14 protein-coding genes and 1 tRNA gene are annotated in these 16,328 nt (G+C 54.8%); 13 read left to right on the forward strand and 2 right to left on the reverse strand.

The window, feature by feature from the left end; translation table 11 throughout:
• The first annotated feature begins 2 nt into the window (after positions 1–2).
• The 13 genes from pepN to ACQE3D_RS22730 all read left to right on the forward strand — a co-directional run bounded on the left by pepN (position 3) and on the right by ACQE3D_RS22730 (position 14,677).
• On the forward strand, positions 3–2,639 hold the full coding sequence (gene pepN, locus ACQE3D_RS22670) for an aminopeptidase N (RefSeq protein WP_313730361.1): 2,637 nt from the start codon (positions 3–5) through the stop codon (positions 2,637–2,639).
• Positions 2,640–2,687: 48 nt separating this feature from the next.
• Complete coding sequence (hisB, locus tag ACQE3D_RS22675; RefSeq protein ID WP_064029236.1) at positions 2,688–3,281, forward strand: imidazoleglycerol-phosphate dehydratase HisB; 594 nt, start codon at positions 2,688–2,690, stop codon at positions 3,279–3,281.
• Between the two features lie 46 nt (positions 3,282–3,327).
• Complete coding sequence (gene hisH / locus ACQE3D_RS22680) at positions 3,328–3,969, forward strand: imidazole glycerol phosphate synthase subunit HisH (RefSeq protein WP_064029234.1); 642 nt, start codon at positions 3,328–3,330, stop codon at positions 3,967–3,969.
• 54 nt (positions 3,970–4,023) lie between these two features.
• Positions 4,024–4,770 carry a 1-(5-phosphoribosyl)-5-[(5-phosphoribosylamino)methylideneamino]imidazole-4-carboxamide isomerase gene (gene hisA, locus ACQE3D_RS22685; protein WP_064029231.1) on the forward strand — a complete coding sequence of 249 codons (747 nt, stop codon included), beginning with the start codon at positions 4,024–4,026 and terminating at the stop codon, positions 4,768–4,770.
• Positions 4,771–4,780: 10 nt separating this feature from the next.
• On the forward strand, positions 4,781–5,554 hold the full coding sequence (hisF, locus tag ACQE3D_RS22690; protein WP_313730360.1) for an imidazole glycerol phosphate synthase subunit HisF: 774 nt from the start codon (positions 4,781–4,783) through the stop codon (positions 5,552–5,554).
• Positions 5,551–5,937 (forward strand): phosphoribosyl-AMP cyclohydrolase, encoded by a 387-nt coding sequence (gene hisI, locus ACQE3D_RS22695; protein WP_313730359.1) that lies wholly within the window; start codon positions 5,551–5,553, stop codon positions 5,935–5,937. The genes hisF and hisI overlap by 4 nt, the downstream gene beginning before the upstream one ends.
• Positions 5,938–5,947: 10 nt before the next feature.
• A tRNA-Thr gene (locus ACQE3D_RS22700) sits at positions 5,948–6,023 on the forward strand.
• Between the two features lie 131 nt (positions 6,024–6,154).
• Positions 6,155–8,323, forward strand: coding sequence for a type I restriction-modification system subunit M (locus ACQE3D_RS22705; RefSeq protein WP_313730358.1), 2,169 nt, complete (start codon positions 6,155–6,157; stop codon positions 8,321–8,323).
• Between the two features lie 5 nt (positions 8,324–8,328).
• Positions 8,329–9,345 (forward strand): virulence RhuM family protein, encoded by a 1,017-nt coding sequence (locus ACQE3D_RS22710; RefSeq protein WP_313730357.1) that lies wholly within the window; start codon positions 8,329–8,331, stop codon positions 9,343–9,345.
• Entirely contained in the window at positions 9,342–10,778 is a 1,437-nt protein-coding gene (locus tag ACQE3D_RS22715; RefSeq protein WP_313730356.1) for a restriction endonuclease subunit S, read from the forward strand. Before ACQE3D_RS22710 ends, ACQE3D_RS22715 begins: the two co-directional genes overlap by 4 nt.
• Positions 10,775–11,170 (forward strand): type VII toxin-antitoxin system MntA family adenylyltransferase antitoxin, encoded by a 396-nt coding sequence (gene mntA, locus ACQE3D_RS22720; protein ID WP_313730355.1) that lies wholly within the window; start codon positions 10,775–10,777, stop codon positions 11,168–11,170. The genes ACQE3D_RS22715 and mntA overlap by 4 nt, the downstream gene beginning before the upstream one ends.
• Positions 11,160–11,582 (forward strand): type VII toxin-antitoxin system HepT family RNase toxin, encoded by a 423-nt coding sequence (gene hepT / locus ACQE3D_RS22725; protein WP_313730354.1) that lies wholly within the window; start codon positions 11,160–11,162, stop codon positions 11,580–11,582. Before mntA ends, hepT begins: the two co-directional genes overlap by 11 nt.
• Positions 11,583–11,590: 8 nt before the next feature.
• Entirely contained in the window at positions 11,591–14,677 is a 3,087-nt protein-coding gene (locus ACQE3D_RS22730; RefSeq protein WP_313730353.1) for a type I restriction endonuclease subunit R, read from the forward strand.
• Positions 14,678–14,875: 198 nt separating this feature from the next.
• Here ACQE3D_RS22730 and ACQE3D_RS22735 read toward each other — a convergent pair whose 3' ends face one another.
• Entirely contained in the window at positions 14,876–15,775 is a 900-nt protein-coding gene (locus ACQE3D_RS22735) for a phosphoribosylaminoimidazolesuccinocarboxamide synthase (protein ID WP_071159031.1), read from the reverse strand.
• 203 nt (positions 15,776–15,978) lie between these two features.
• Positions 15,979–16,140, reverse strand: a complete 162-nt coding sequence (locus ACQE3D_RS22740; RefSeq protein ID WP_168028338.1) for a hypothetical protein — start codon at positions 16,138–16,140, stop codon at positions 15,979–15,981.
• Positions 16,141–16,328: the final 188 nt, after the last annotated feature.

Raw genomic sequence — 16,328 nt, forward strand, 5'->3', positions numbered from 1 at the left:
GCATGCGCGACGCCACCCCGCAAACCGTTTACCTGAAAGACTACACCCCGCCGGACTATTTGATCGATCAGGTCGAATTGGTTTTCGAGCTGGACGAACAACGCACCCTGGTTCGCGCCGGCCTCGACGTTCGGCGCAACCCAGACAGCCGGAGCGCGAGCGAGGCGCTGACGCTGTTCGGCGAAGAGCTGCTATTGGTCGGTATCTTGCTGGACGGCCAAGCGCTGGCGGCCTGCGACTACACGCTGAGCGACGAAACGCTGACGATACACCGGGTGCCCGGCGATCGGCCGTTTCGAATCAACATCGAAAACATCATCGATCCTCAAGCCAACACCGCGCTGGAAGGCTTATATCTCTCCAGCAGCATGCTGTGTACCCAATGCGAAGCGCAGGGATTCCGCAAGATCACCTGGTTTCTGGATCGACCGGACGTGATGAGTCGGTTTACCACCAAGCTGATCGCCGACCGGGCCAAATATCCGGTGCTGCTGTCCAACGGCAACAAAATCGGCGCCGGCGACGTGGACGGCGGCCGGCATTGGGTGGCGTGGGAAGACCCTTTCGCTAAACCCTGTTATTTGTTTGCACTGGTCGCCGGACAATTGGAATGCGTCGCCGACGAATTTACGACGGTGAGCGGCCGGCGCATCGCGCTGGAAATCTTCGTCGAAGCTCATAACGTCGACAAATGCGGCCATGCGATGCAATCGCTGAAAAACGCGATGCGCTGGGACGAGGAGACCTACGGCCTGGAATACGATCTGGATTTGTACATGATCGTCGCGGTCGACCATTTCAATATGGGGGCGATGGAAAACAAGGGCTTGAACGTATTCAACACCAAGTTCGTGCTGGCCCGGCCCGATACCGCCACCGACAGCGACTACGAACACATCGAGGGCGTGATCGGCCACGAGTATTTCCACAATTGGTCCGGGAACCGGGTGACCTGCCGCGACTGGTTTCAATTGAGTCTGAAGGAAGGCTTCACGGTGTTCCGCGACCAGCAATTCAGCGGCGACCGCTCGTCGCCGGCGGTCAAGCGCATCGAAGACGTCAACATGCTGCGTACCCGTCAGTTCGCCGAGGACGCCGGCCCGCTGGCCCACCCGATCCGGCCGGAAGCCTATATCGAAATCAACAATTTCTACACGCTGACCGTTTACGAAAAAGGCGCGGAAGTGGTACGGATGCTGCACACCCTGCTGGGCGCGGCCGGATTTCGGCAGGGCTGCGACCTGTATTTCAAGCGCCACGACGGCCAAGCGGTGACTTGCGAGGATTTCATCAAGGCGATGGAAGACGCCAACGGCGTCGAGCTGACCCAATTCCGCCGCTGGTATTCGCAAGCAGGCACGCCGGTATTGGAGGTCGAGCAAGCGTTCGACGCAGGTCGGTTGACGTTGACCGTCAAACAAAGCTGTCCGCCGACGCCAAATCAACCGGAAAAATTGCCGCTGCACGTGCCGATCAAACTGGGCTTCTTGGCGGCGGACGGTAGCCCGGCGCGCTTCCAGTACCGAGGCGAATTTTGCGAAGAAGCGACCGTAAGCCTGACCGAAGCCGAACAACGCTTTGTGTTCGAGAGCTTGACCGAAAAGCCGATCGTCTCGCTGCTGCGCGGCTTCTCCGCGCCGGTCACCTTGAAGATCGACCGAGACCCGGAAGAACTGGCGTTTTTGCTCAGTTACGACAGCGACACCTTCAACCGCTGGGAAGCCGGCCAGCAGTTGGTTTCGCGGATTATTTTCGGATTGATCGCCGATATTCAGGCCGGCCGGACGCTGACCGCCAACCCGGTGTTGACCGAGGCATTCCGAGCGATTCTGGCCGACGCCGGCGCCGATCTGTCCTACCGCGCCCTGTTGCTGAGTCTGCCTGACGAAGGTTATTTGGGCGGCCAGATGGCCGTGGTCGATGTCGAAGCCATCCACCAAGCCCGCGAATTCGTACGTCTGTCGCTGGCCACCGCGCTATCCGCCGAATTCCAACGCGTGTACGCCGAACACCATCAGGACGAGTCGGGCTGTTTCGATGCCTCGGCAGTCGGACGGCGTCGCCTGAAAAACGCCTGCCTGAGCTATCTGACCGCGCTGGAAAAGCCGGATAGTTACGCGCTGGCCGAAACCCAGTTCCGTAGCGCCCGCAACATGACCGACCAGATTGCGGCGCTGTCGGCGGTCGTCAACAGCCGCAATCCGGCCAAGGCCGATTGTCTGGACAGTTTTTACCGGCAATGGCAACGCGAGGCGCTGGTCGTCGACAAATGGTTTACCTTGCAAGCCACCTGTCATATGCCCGAGACCTTCGCCACCGTGCAAAGCTTGATGCAACATCCGGCCTTCGATATGAAAACGCCCAACCGGGTGCGCTCGCTGGTCGGCGCGTTCAGCCAATCCAATCCGCTGCACTTCCATGCCAGAAACGGCGACGGCTACCGGTTTTTGGCGGATCGCGTCATTGAGTTGAATACCTTGAATCCGCAAATCGCCGCGCGGATGGTCGGCGGCTTCGCCCAATGGCGGCGTTACGATACCGACAGACAGGCATTGATGACACGCGAATTACGGCGCATCGTCGAAACCGAGCATCTGTCCAAGGACGTTTACGAAATTGCCAGCAAGAGTTTGGCGTAGCGGTCTTATTCACGTAAACTAATCGGCAATTACTCACGGTTTTCAGGCATGAACCCACGCACCGCCCAGGTCGAGCGCAACACGCTCGAAACCCAGATCACAGTCGCCGTCAATCTCGACGGAAACGGCAAGACCTCATTCCGGACCGGATTGCCGTTTTTGGATCACATGCTGGATCAGGTAGCCAGACACGGCTTGATAGACCTCGACATCGCATCTCACGGCGACTTGCACATTGACGCCCATCACAGCGTCGAAGATATCGGTATCACCTTGGGCCAAGCCTTCGCCCAGGCCCTGGGCGACAAGAAAGGCATTTTCCGCTATGGCCACGCGTACTGCCCGTTGGACGAATCGCTATCGCGCGTCGTAGTCGACTTTTCCGGCCGGCCCGGCCTGTTTTACGAAGTCGAGTTCAAACGGGCGCTGATCGGCAGCTTCGATGTCGATTTGCTCAAGGAGTTTTTCCAGGGATTCGTCAATCATGCCGGTGTCACGTTGCACATCGACAACCTTAAAGGCGGCAACGCCCACCATATTGCCGAGACCGTGTTCAAGGCATTCGGCCGCGCGATCAGAATGGCGATCAGCCACGACGAGCGCATGGCCGGCATCATGCCCTCCACCAAAGGCAGTCTATAATTCCGGCTTTCTCAGTCCAACCCGACCCCAAAACCTGTATCACATTATGTCGACAGTTGCCGTTATCGACTACGGAATGGGTAATCTGCATTCCATCGCCAAAGCGCTTCAGCATGCCGAACCGGCGACCGAGATTCGGGTGACCGCCGACCCGGCGATCATTACCGATGCCGACCGCGTCGTATTTCCAGGCGTTGGAGCCATTCGCGATTGCATGCAAGCCTTGAAAACCAGCGGTCTGGCCGATGTGATAGCCAGCGCGGCGGCCGAGAAGCCTCTGCTGGGTATTTGCCTGGGTATGCAAGCTCTGCTAACCGATAGCGAGGAAAACGACGGCGTGGCCTGCTTGGATGTGATTCAGGGTCGTGTTCGCCGTTTTGCCGACCATTTAACCGACGGTGCCGGCCAAGTGCTGAAAATTCCGCATATGGGCTGGAACCGAGTCCGCCAGCAGCCGCATCCACTTTGGGAAAGCATCCCGCAAGACAGCCGGTTTTATTTCGTTCACAGCTACTTTGCCGTACCCGACGTCTCCGAGCGGACGGCGGCAACGGCCGATTATCCGACTCCGTTCGCCTGCGCGTTGGCCCAGGACCGGATATTCGCCGTGCAATTTCACCCGGAAAAAAGCCAGACCGTCGGCCTGCAATTGTTGCAAAACTTTTTGCATTGGGACGGAACCGCCTAATTTCCAGCCTCGATGTAACTACAGACCCAGTGATTTAACCTCCGAGATTGAACTATGTTGCTGATACCCGCAATTGACTTGAAAGAAGGGAAGTGTGTGCGTTTGCGTCAAGGTCGTATGGAAGACGACACCGTATTTTCGGAAGACCCGGTCGCGGTGGCCGGACGCTGGGTAGAAGCCGGCGCCAAACGCTTGCATTTGGTGGATCTGGACGGCGCCTTCGCCGGCCGCCCGAAAAATGCCGAAATCATCCACGCCATCGTCGAAGCCTATCCGGAGGTGCCGGTGCAAATCGGCGGCGGCATCCGCGACGAAGACACGATTCAAGCCTATCTGGAAGCCGGCGTGCAATACGTGATCATCGGCACCAAAGCGGTCAGCGAGCCGCACTTCGTCCGCGACGTCGCGATCGAGTTTCCGGGGCATATCATCATAGGCCTCGACGCCAAGGACGGCCGGGTCGCGATCGACGGCTGGTCGAAGCTGTCGCGGCACGATGTCATCGACCTGGCGCAAAAATTCGAAGCCAACGGTGTCTCGGCGATCATTTATACCGATATTTCCCGCGACGGCATGATGCAAGGCGTTAATGTCGAAGCCACCGCGAAACTAGCTCGCGCCGTGAATATCCCGATCATCGCCTCCGGCGGCATTACCAATCTGGACGATATTCGCGCGCTCGGCGAGGTGGCTCACGAAGGCATCATGGGTGCGATCACCGGTCGAGCGATTTACGAAGGCACGTTGGATTTCGCCGAAGGCGAGAAACTGGCCGAATCCTTCAGTGGCGCCGATCTTTAATCGAAGCAGCATGAGCCTAGCCAAACGCATCATTCCTTGCCTGGACGTCGATAACGGCCGTGTCGTCAAGGGCGTCAAATTCGTCGACATCCGCGACGCCGGCGATCCGGTGGAAATCGCCCGCCGCTACGACCGCGAGGGCGCCGACGAAATCACCTTCTTGGACATCACCGCCACCCACGACGACCGGGCGACGATGGTACACGTCGTCGAGAAAGTGGCCGGCGAGGTCTTCATCCCGCTGACTGTCGGCGGCGGCATTCGCGTCCTGGACGACATTCGCCGCATGTTGAATGCCGGCGCCGACAAAGTCGGCATTAACAGCGCGGCGGTATTCCGGCCGGAATTCGTCAAGGAAGCGGCGGACAAATTCGGCTCGCAATGCATCGTTGTGGCCATCGACGCCAAAAAAGTCAGTCAGGACGGCGCAGCGGACCGCTGGGAAATCTTCACCCACGGCGGCCGCAAACCGACCGGCATCGACGCGGTCGAATGGGCCGTCAAAATGCAAACCTACGGCGCCGGCGAAATCCTGCTGACCAGCATGGACCGCGACGGCACCAAGTCCGGCTTCGATTTACCGCTGACCCGTGCCATTAGCGAAGCGGTGCCCATTCCGGTGATCGCCTCCGGCGGCGTCGGCAATCTCGACCATTTAGCCGACGGCATCCTCGAAGGCAAGGCCGACGCGGTGCTGGCCGCCAGTATCTTCCACTTCGCCGAATACACGATAGAGCAAGCCAAGCGCCACATGCAGTCGCGCGGCATCGAGGTCAGACTGTGAGCGGCGCCTGGCTGGACGAAATCGCCTGGACCGAGGACGGCTTGGTACCGGTCATTGCCCAAGACCATCTTAGCGGCCGAATTTTGATGTTCGCCTGGATGAATCGGGAATCGCTGGCGCTTACCGAACAAGAAGGATTTGCGGTATACTGGTCGCGTTCTCGTCAGCGCTTGTGGCGCAAGGGCGAAGAATCGGGTCACCGGCAGAAAGTCCTCGATATCCAACTCGATTGCGATGCAGATGTTGTGTTGATTAAAGTCGAGCAGGAAGGCGGCATCGCCTGCCACACCGGTCGGGAAAGCTGTTTTTACCGCAGCCTGAAAGACGGCGAATGGCAAGCCGTCGATCCGATCCTGAAAGACCCGAAAACCATCTACAAATAACCCATCACACGCCGGCATAGCTCAGCAGGTAGAGCAGCGCACTCGTAACGCGAAGGTCGTAGGTTCGATTCCTATTGCCGGCACCATCTGATTTGCAAAAACCCCTTCTATAGCCTATTTTCCTGGCTTTGGCCGCTGCTTGCGGCGGATCACGGAACGCTGTCGAATTCGGATTTTCGAACATCGGCTTCCGCCAATCAATCACGGAATAACAATAATGAACGGCGAAACTCATAGCCAACTAGCCAATTTTATTTGGGCCATTTGCAATTTGCTGCGTGGTCCTTACAAGCGCAACGAATACCGTAAAGTCATTCTGCCCCTGACCGTATTACGGCGCTTCGATTGCTTATTGGCACCCACCAAAAATGCGGCATTTGAAGAGTTTCAGTCCCTGAAAACCAAGCCTGAGCGAGTGATCCAGGCCAGACTGCAATCCATTACCGGCCACCGCTTCTACAATTTGTCGCGGATGCAGTTCGATAAGAATGCCGATCATTCCCTGCTCAACGATCCTAACAACCTGGCGCCCAATCTAAATAACTACATCAACGGTTTTTCTCCAAATGTCCGCGCCATCATGGAGAAGTTCAAGTTCAGTGAACAGATTGCCCACATGGCGGAAAAGAACATTCTGTTCGAAGTGGTCAAAGCCTTTGCCGCCATCGACCTATCGCCGCAATGGGTGGATAACGTACAGATGGGTTATGTCTTTGAAGAACTAATCCGTATCGGTGCCGAGCAATCGAACGAAGAAGCCGGAGAACATTTCACCCCGCGTGAAGTCATCAAACTAATGGTCAATCTGTTGTTGGTGCCGGAGCAAGATTTAGCGCAAAGTCATGTGGTCAAAACGATTTACGACCCGGCTTGCGGGACAGGCGGCATGCTATCGGTGGCCGAAGAGTACATCCGCAAGCTCAATGCTGATGCTCAGCCAAAACTATTCGGCCAGGATTTCAATGACGAAGCTTGGGCGGTCTGTAAGTCGGACATGCTGATCAAAGGCGAAGACGCCGACAACGTCATTCTCGGCGACACATTCACCCGCGACGGCTTCGACCGCGACAGTGATGGCAACAAATGGACTTTCGATTACATGCTGGCCAATCCGCCGTTTGGCGTGGAATGGAAACAGCAACAGAAATTCATCCAACAGGAAGCCGATACCTTGGGTTTTGCCGGTCGCTTTGGAGCCGGTACACCACGCATCAACGATGGTGCATTCCTGTTCCTGCAACACATGATTGCCAAAATGCGCTCAGTCGCAGCGGGTGGCAGCAGAATCGGCATTGTGTTTAACGGTTCGCCCTTATTTACAGGTGATGCGGGCAGCGGCGAAAGCGAAATCCGCCGCTGGATTATTGAAAACGACTGGCTGGAAGCCATCGTTGCGCTGCCGGAGCAACTGTTCTACAACACTGGCATTTCCACCTATATCTGGATCATCAGCAACCGCAAGGAGCCGCAGCGTAAAGGCAAAGTGCAACTGATCGACGCCCGTAATTTTTGGGTACCGATGGAGAAATCGCTGGGCAACAAACGCCGCCGTATCGGTGACCCCAGCGATAAAGCCAAAGACCCGGATCATATCGGCGAAATTACCCGCATCTACGCCAGCTTCAACGATGGCGAAACGCGCCGTTTTACCATCGACGGCAAAGACAAAGAACTGGTTGTCAACAAGGTGTTCGACAACGAAGACTTTGGTTATCACAAGATCACCGTTGAACGCCCACTGAGGCTCAATTTTCAAGCCAGCACCGAGCGCATTGCCCGCCTGGAAGAGCAAACCGCCTTCATCAACTTGGCCAGCAGCAGTAAAAAGAACGAAACCGTCCGCCAGCAGGAAATCGAAGCCGGCCGCGCTCGCCAGCAACAAATCCGCGACTTACTGGCCGCCTTTGCCGAACAGCATGGCAACACCCTGTTTATAGACCGCAAACAGTTTTTGCTGACACTGCGAGACATCGACCGCGCCCATGACGTGCGTTTGTCTGCTCCGGAACTCAAAGCCGTGTTGGCTGCGTTGAGCGAGCGTGACGACGCCGCACAGGGAAGTGCCAGTGTCGCGGAAGGCAGGATGCCGGGAGCGACGGCAAACATCTGCACCGACAGACAAGGCAACCCGGAGCCGGATGCCGACTTACGCGATACCGAAACTGTCCCGCTCAAAGAAAGCATCGACGAATATTTTCAACGCGAAGTGCTACCGCATGTCCCCGATGCTTGGATTGACCACAGCAAAACCAAAATCGGTTACGAAATTCCGCTGAACCGGCATTTCTACCGCTATGAGCCGCCTCGTGAGCTGGAAGCCATCGAAGCCGAAATCAAGGCGCTGGAAGGTGAGATTGTTGATTTGCTGAGAGAGGTGACGGCGTGACGGATATGCAGCCAATCCAAGGACAAGGCGAAGTCATTCTTTACCAAACCGACGATGGCCAAGCCAATATCAATCTCAAGGCTATTGAAGGATCGGTTTGGCTCACACAGTTGGAAATTGCCGAGCTGTTTGCCGCGACCAAACAGAACGTCAGCTTGCATATCAAAAACATTCTTAAAGAGGGTGAGCTTTTGGAAGCTTCAGTTGTCAAGGAATCCTTGACAACTGCCGCCGATGGCAAGAACTACAAAACCAAACTATTCAGCCTCCCAATGATCCTGGCCATCGGTTACCGGGTACGCTCGCCAAGAGGTACGCAATTCCGGCAATGGGCCAGCCGCCATTTATCCGAATACTTGGTCAAAGGCTTTGTCATGGACGACGAGCGCCTGAAAAATCCCGGCGGCTGGGATTATTTCGACGAATTGCTGGCGCGCATTCGCGAAATCCGCGCCTCGGAAAAACGCTTTTACCAAAAGGTGCGCGACCTGTTTGCCCTCAGCAGCGACTATCAGGGCAACGAAACCAACGCGCAACTGTTCTTTGCCGAAGTGCAAAACAAGCTGCTGTTTGCCGTCACCCAACACACCGCCGCCGAAATCATCGTCCAGCGTGCCGATGCCAACGCGCCCAACATGAACCTGACCACCTGGAAAGGCAGCCGGGTGCGCAAAGCGGATGTGATTGTCGCCAAAAATTACCTGAGTGCCGACGAAATCGACTCGCTGAGTCGCTTGGTGGTGATCTTTCTGGAACAGGCCGAATTGCGCGTCAAGGAACGCAAGCAACTGACCCTGGATTACTGGCGCACTAATGTCGACCGTTTGCTGGAGTTCAATGACCGGCCAATTTTACGGGGTGCTGGCTCAGTCAGTAAGGCAGCGATGAAATCCATTGCCGAACAACGCTTTGACGATTTCGACGCCAAACGCCGCGCCGACGAAGCAATGGCTGCCGATGCCGAAGACTTGAAAGCTTTGGAGCAATTGGAGCAGGAACTGGAAAAAGGCGATCGGCAATGACGTATCCAGCTTATCCGCAATACAAGGACAGTGGCGTGGTTTGGTTGGGAAATGTGCCTGAGCATTGGGATGTAAAGCGGCTAAAGTTGGCTGCTCATCTTTGTGACAAAAAAGTCGAAGCGAATGAGGAAAACCCTCTGCCCTACATTGGCATGGAAAATATCGAGTCTTGGAGTGGCAAACTGCTACCAGTTGACCCCGATATTGTGCCTTCAGGTATCGCAAATTATTTCTCAATAGGAACAACCCTGTTCGGCAAATTGCGGCCCTATCTAGCAAAAGCGTGTAATCCAGACTTCGACGGACTTTGCTCAACCGAACTTTTAGTCATTCAGCCCGAAGATTTTGATCGTCGAGCGCTTTTGTATTGGCTACTTGCCGATGGGTTTATCAAGTTAGTCGATTCTTCTACGTATGGCTCTAAAATGCCAAGGGCTAATTGGGATTTTATTGGCAATTGTGAATTGCCCGTACCACCCCTAACCGAACAAACCGCCATCGCTGATTTTCTAGATCGGGAAACCGGGAGGATTGATACGCTGGTGGCGAAAAAACGCAAGCTGGTGGAATTGCTCAAGGAAAAACGCAGTGCGCTGATTTCCCGCACCGTCACCCGCGGCCTGCCCGCCGACGCCACGCGCGAATTCGGCTTGAACACCGCCAATACCGCAGTCCGTGAAACGCCCGCCATTTACGGTAGGGGTGATTTCAATCGCCCGCAGGCCGAGGCGAATAAACTCGCCCCTACCAGCGAACGCCCTTCCGTCCAAGCCTTCAAGGATTCCGGGGTGGAGTGGTTGGGAGAAATCCCTTCGCATTGGCATGTTATGCCATTATTTCGAATTACATCATTAATTCAGACAGGGCCTTTTGGAAGTCAACTCCATGCTTCCGATTATGTTGAAGGAGGCATTCCACTAATTAATCCCGCGCAAATTGTTGGCGGTAAATTGGTCCCAGATGAATTATGTTGTGTTGATGAATCAACAGCGGATCGGTTGCAACGTCATAAATTGCAAGCTGGCGATATTGTCATGGGCCGAAGAGGTGAAATTGGCCGATGCGCATTGGTAACAACTGCTGAATCAGGCTGGATTTGTGGAACAGGCTCACTGCTGATTAGATTTATAAACTCCGACGCAACTTACTTTTCAAAGGTAATTTCAAATTCTGGATTTGTTGGAGTGCTTGAGTTGAACGCCGTTGGTACAACTATGTTGAATTTGAATCCAACAATAGTTGGCCGGATGCTTGTCCCCGCTCCAACTCTCCAAGAACAAACCGCCATCGCCACCTACCTCGACCGCGAAACCGCCAAGATCGACCGGCTGGTGGCAAAAGTCGAAACCGCGATTACTCGCTTGCAGGAATACCGTAGCGCGCTAATCACCGCCGCCGTGACCGGCAAAATCGATGTGCGGGGGGCGTTATGAATAGCGATGCCATCGTCGCCAAGCTACAATCCGAACTGAATAATCTGCTGGCGGTTTATGCTTTCGGCAGCCGGATTCAGGGTACGGCCGGGCCGGACAGCGATCTGGATCTGGCCGTGCTGGTGGCGGGTTACGCCAATCCGCAAACTTTATGGGCGCTAGCAGGCGACCTGGCGGATCTGGCCGGCTGTCCGGTGGACTTGCTCGATCTGCGTGCGGCCTCGACCGTGATGCAATACCAAGTCATTACCCAGGGCCAACGCTGGTGGGCGAGCGACACGCAAGCGGCACTGTACGAAGCGGCGATTTTGAGCGAAAAAACCGAACTCGATACCGCCCGCGCCGGACTATTAAACGACATTAGCGCCCGAGGCACAGTGTATGGCCGATGACGTACTGATCAACAAAGCCGCAACTATCGAACGTTGCGTGGCGCGGGCACGCGAGGAATACGCCGCCAACCCGGATGGTTTTGCAGCCGATTTCACCCGCCAGGATGCGGCGATTTTAAACATTCAACGCGCCTGCGAGGCGGCGCTGGACATGGGCCAGCATCTGATTCGCCGCGAAAAACTGGGCGTACCGCAAAGCGCCCGCGACGTGTTCGAATTGCTGGCGCGAGGCGGCTGGATAACTGCCGATTTGGCCGCCTCGCTAAAGCACATGGTCGGTTTTCGCAATATCGCCGTCCATGATTATCAGCAATTGCATCTGCCGATTACCGTCAGCATCATCAACCGGCATCTGGACGAATTTCTGGAATACAGCCGCGCATTGCTATTGCGCGATGCTAACTCACGTTAAGGACGACCATGAGCCAGACCACTGAAAAAGCCTTCGAAAGCTATGTCGAGCAAATGCTGCTGGCCAAAGGTTGGCAAGCAGGTTCTGTAAAGGAGTGGGATAAGGATCAAGCCTTATTCCCGGCGCAAATCCTCGATTTTATTGCGGCCACCCAAGCGCCGCTTTGGGACAGCATGAGCGAGCAACATGGCGCTAATCTACAAGCCCTGTTAATCAAAGAGCTGGTTAAGGAACTGGCGATTAAAGGCTCGTTGCATGTATTGCGCCACGGCTTTAAGTTTTACGGCAAAACCTTCCGGCTGGCCTATTTCAAACCGGCGCACGGCTTGAATGCAGAGGTGCTGGGACATTATCAACAAAACCGGCTGACGGTGACGCGGCAGGTGCCATGCCATCCGGGTGATCACAGTACGTTGGACATGTTGTTTGCGGTTAATGGCTTGCCGGTGGCAACTTGCGAGCTAAAAAATCCTTGGACCGGACAAAATTGGCGGCATGCGGTTCAGCAATACCGCAACGACCGTAATCCGCGCGCACCGTTGTTCGAATTTAAACAGCGGGCGCTGGTGCATTTTGCCGCCGACCCGGATGAAATCCATATGACCACACGACTGGCGGGCAAAAAGACCTTTTTCTTGCCGTTCAATCGCGGCAGCCATCCCGGTGAAGTGGTGTGCGGAGCGGGTAACCCTCAGCACCCGTCCGGTTACCGCAGTGGTTATTTTTGGGAAGAGGTGCTTGAGCGCGAGCAGTTTCTGGACATCCTCGGTAATTTTATTTTCATCGAACGCAAGGAAGAGAAAGTCGAAGATGGCAAGGGCGGCAGTCGCTTGCTGCAGAAAGAGGCGGTAATTTTTCCGCGCTATCACCAGCTCGATGCTACCAGGCGATTGGTCAATGCGGCGCAATTGGAAGGCACTGGCCAGAATTATCTGATTCAGCATTCGGCTGGCAGCGGCAAGACCAATTCGATTTCCTGGCTGTCGCATCGCTTGGCCAGTTTGCACAATGCCGATGAGCAAAAGGTATTTGATTGCGTGATTGTGATTACCGATCGGCAAGTGCTGGACAGGCAATTACAGGACGCTATTTACCAAATCGAACACGCGCAAGGCGTGGTCAAGGCCATCGATCAGGATTCCAAGCAGTTGGCGGCGGCGCTGATCGACGGCACCAAAATCGTGATTACCACCTTGCAGAAGTTTCCGTTTGTGTTGCGCGGTTTGCTGCATGCCGCTGGCGCCGATAATCTCGATGCAGCGGACGAGCTGGCAAAAACGCAAGCCAAAGTTTGGGAGCAGGAGATTGCCAAACGCCGATATGCGGTGATTGTCGATGAAGCGCACTCGTCGCAAACCGGGGAAACGGCCCGAGAACTCAAGTCGATTTTGGGTGCGAATGCCGCCAACGCTGAAGACGACGACGCCGATTGGGAAGATCGTTTGAATCAAGTAATGGCTTCGCGTGGTCGTCAACCCAACATCAGCTTTTTTGCCTACACCGCCACACCCAAGGGCAAGACTTTGGAACTGTTCGGCCGCGTTGGCCATACCGGCAAGCCGGAACCGTTTCATCTGTACAGCATGCGTCAAGCCATCGAGGAAGGTTTTATTCTGGACGTGTTACAAAATTACACGACCTACAAAACCTATTTCAAATTGGTTAAAGCCATGCAGGACGACCCGAACCTGCCCAAGAAAAAGGCGGCACGGGCCTTGGCCAAATTTCTGGTATTGCATCCAACCAATATTTCCCAAAAAATCGAAATCATCGTCGAACATTTCCGCAACCACGTTAAACACCATTTGGGCGGTCAAGCCAAGGCTATGGTGGTAACCAGTACCCGCTTGCAGGCGGTTAAGTACATGCAGGCCTTTCAGGCTTATATTGAGCAACACGGTTACCATGATGTGCAGCCCTTGGTAGCGTTTAGCGGCACGGTACTCGATCCTGAGAGTGGACAGGAATATACCGAACCGGGCATGAACATCGACAGTGTGAGCGGTAAACCGATCAGCGAAAAACAATTGCCCGAGCGCTTTAATTCACCCGATTATCAAGTGCTGCTGGTGGCTAACAAATACCAAACCGGTTTCGATCAGCCAAAGTTGATGGCGATGTATGTCGATAAGCGTTTGGATGGTGTGCAGGCGGTGCAAACGCTGTCGCGCTTGAATCGCATGTTGCCCGGTAAGGAGGCACCGTTCGTGCTGGATTTTGTCAATGAAGCTGAAGACATTTACCGCGCATTCAAACCTTATTACGACGCCACCAGTTTGCAGGAAACTTCCGACCCGGCTTTGCTGGAACAGGTCAAGCATGACTTGGACAGTATGCAGGTTTATTACTGGAACGAAGTGGAAGCGTTTGCCCGTATTTTTTACCGATCACCCAATAAGCAAAATCCGGCCGATCACGCCCATTTGCAACGCCATTTACAACCGGCAGTCGACCGCTTCAAGGCGATGGGCGATGAAGAGCAGCGCTCGGTGTTTCGGGACAAGCTAAGCGGTTATGTGAATGTGTATGCTTTTTTGAGCCAGATCATGCCTTATGCCGATCCCGATCTGGAAATGCTCTATAGCTTTGGCCGCTTGTTATTGCCGCATTTACCGCTGGATAGAGATAACACCAACGTCAAGCTGGGTGACGAAGTCGATTTACAGTATTACCGGCTGCAACGGGTGTTTTCCGGCGCGATTGATTTGGCGGATGGGCAAGGCGAGTACACGGTAAAAAGTCCGACCGATGTCGGCACCGGTAAAGCCAAGGATGAAAAAGCCCCGCTGTCGGAAATCATCGAGATATTGAACAACCGGTTTGGCACGAACTTTACCGAAGAAGACCGCTTGTTCTTCGAACAAATCAGAGAAAAAGCTACCAATACTCCCGAGGTGATACAGCTACGGCAAGCCAATCCGTTTGATAAGTTTCAGCTAGGTCTGCGGCAAATGTTGGAGGACTTGATGATCAAACGCATGCACGAAAACGACAAGATCGTCACTCGATACATGGACGACAAAGCGTTTGAAGATGCGGCGTTTGCGGTGCTGTCCAAGGTCATTTTCGACAGTATTCCTCAAGCCAAGGGTTAGGTAGAATTTGCCATGTTCGAAACCCGCTACATCCGCGCTGCATCTTGGCTTACCCGTAACCTGTTGTGTAAGAGCTATTTCGGCGAAGTATCGTAGTTTTTCGACTATCCGTATGATACGCGCCCTAGCTCGAACTATTCGAATCCTGAAAGCTCGGTCGGCCCGTCGATATGCCGCGCCGACCTCAGTATTGGCCTGCTAGACTCCGACCAACTTCAACTCTGCTTCCCGGTACTTTTCGGCGCATTTGCGGCTGACTTCCTCGGGGAGTTTTGGGCCGGGGGCGGTTTTGTTCCAGTCGAGGGTTTCCAAGTAATCGCGCAAATATTGCTTGTCGAAGCTGGGTGGGCTAATGCCGACTTGGTATTGCTCGACCGGCCAGAAGCGCGACGAGTCTGGCGTCAGCGCTTCGTCGATCAAATAGACCTTGCCGCTGTCGTCCTGGCCGAATTCGAATTTGGTGTCGGCGATGATAATACCGCGCGCCAGCGCGTATTCGGCGGCGCTGCTGTAAAGCCGGATGCTGACGTCGCGAATCTGGTCGGCGACTTCGCGGCCGACCAGGTTAACGGTATCGGCAAAGCTGATGTTTTCGTCGTGAACGCCGACCTCGGCCTTGCTCGAGGGCGTGTAGATCGGTTCGGGCAGTTGCTGCGCTTGTTGCAAGCCGGCAGGGAGCGCGATGCCGCAAACCTGGCCGGTGCGCTGGTAGTCTTTCCAGCCGGAACCGATCAGATAGCCTCGGACGATGGCCTCGATAGGCAATGGTTTGAGCCGTTTGACTATGATCGCCCGGCCTTCGACGGGTGCCCGCAAGGCCGGGTCCGGAATCACGTCGGCCAGTGACAAATCGTCGCTCAAATGGTTGGGAATGATGTCGCGCATCCGGGCGAACCAGAAGTTGGACACCCGTGTTAAGACTTGTCCCTTGCCCGGAATCGGGTCCGGCATGATCACATCGAAGGCCGACATCCGATCGGTCGTGACGATTAGCAAATGTTCTGCGTCGATTTCGTACATATCGCGGACCTTGCCGCGACCCAGCAGTTTAAGATGAGGCAGGTAAGATTCGTAAAGTGCGGCGGGGGCGGTCGTCATTGGTTTGGCGTGGTCTGCAGTGAATATTCGAAGATTTTACCATCAAGCGACGGAGCTAGGCAGCGCCGGCTTGGAGCGGCGAATAGAGAAACCAGTGGGGAGAGTAACGAAAAAGACCCGCCGCCCCGGAGTGAGGGGCAGCGGACAAGCACAGAGCTATGGAACGAACGGCTTAAAAAACAACGAGGAGGTACAACTAAAAACTAGGCGCGAAACGAGCCGTTGAAATCGAGGTTGCTCGAGATCGTGGCGGCTCCAAACAGCATCGTGGAAATCACGAATTCGCCGGACATAAAGCCAAACACGCCGGTCGTGAAAAACAGGCCGGTCAGAATGTCACGGTAAAGGTTTTTGGATGATTTCATTTGGACTCCTAGACTGAAACAGTCGAATGCAATGAACACGACTTCACTATAAGGCCCAAGCGTTTTATTTACAATACAGCAATCCGTAGATGCTTTGTTTCAAATTTGGATACAATGTTGCCATCAAGTTGTCATCTGTGCCAGATATAAATTGAATGTTGATGATTCGCAACAGAATAAGTTAGGTT

The organism is Methylomonas sp. MS20 (assembly GCF_050275925.1).
Classification (GTDB): Bacteria; Pseudomonadota; Gammaproteobacteria; order Methylococcales; family Methylomonadaceae; genus Methylomonas; species Methylomonas koyamae_A.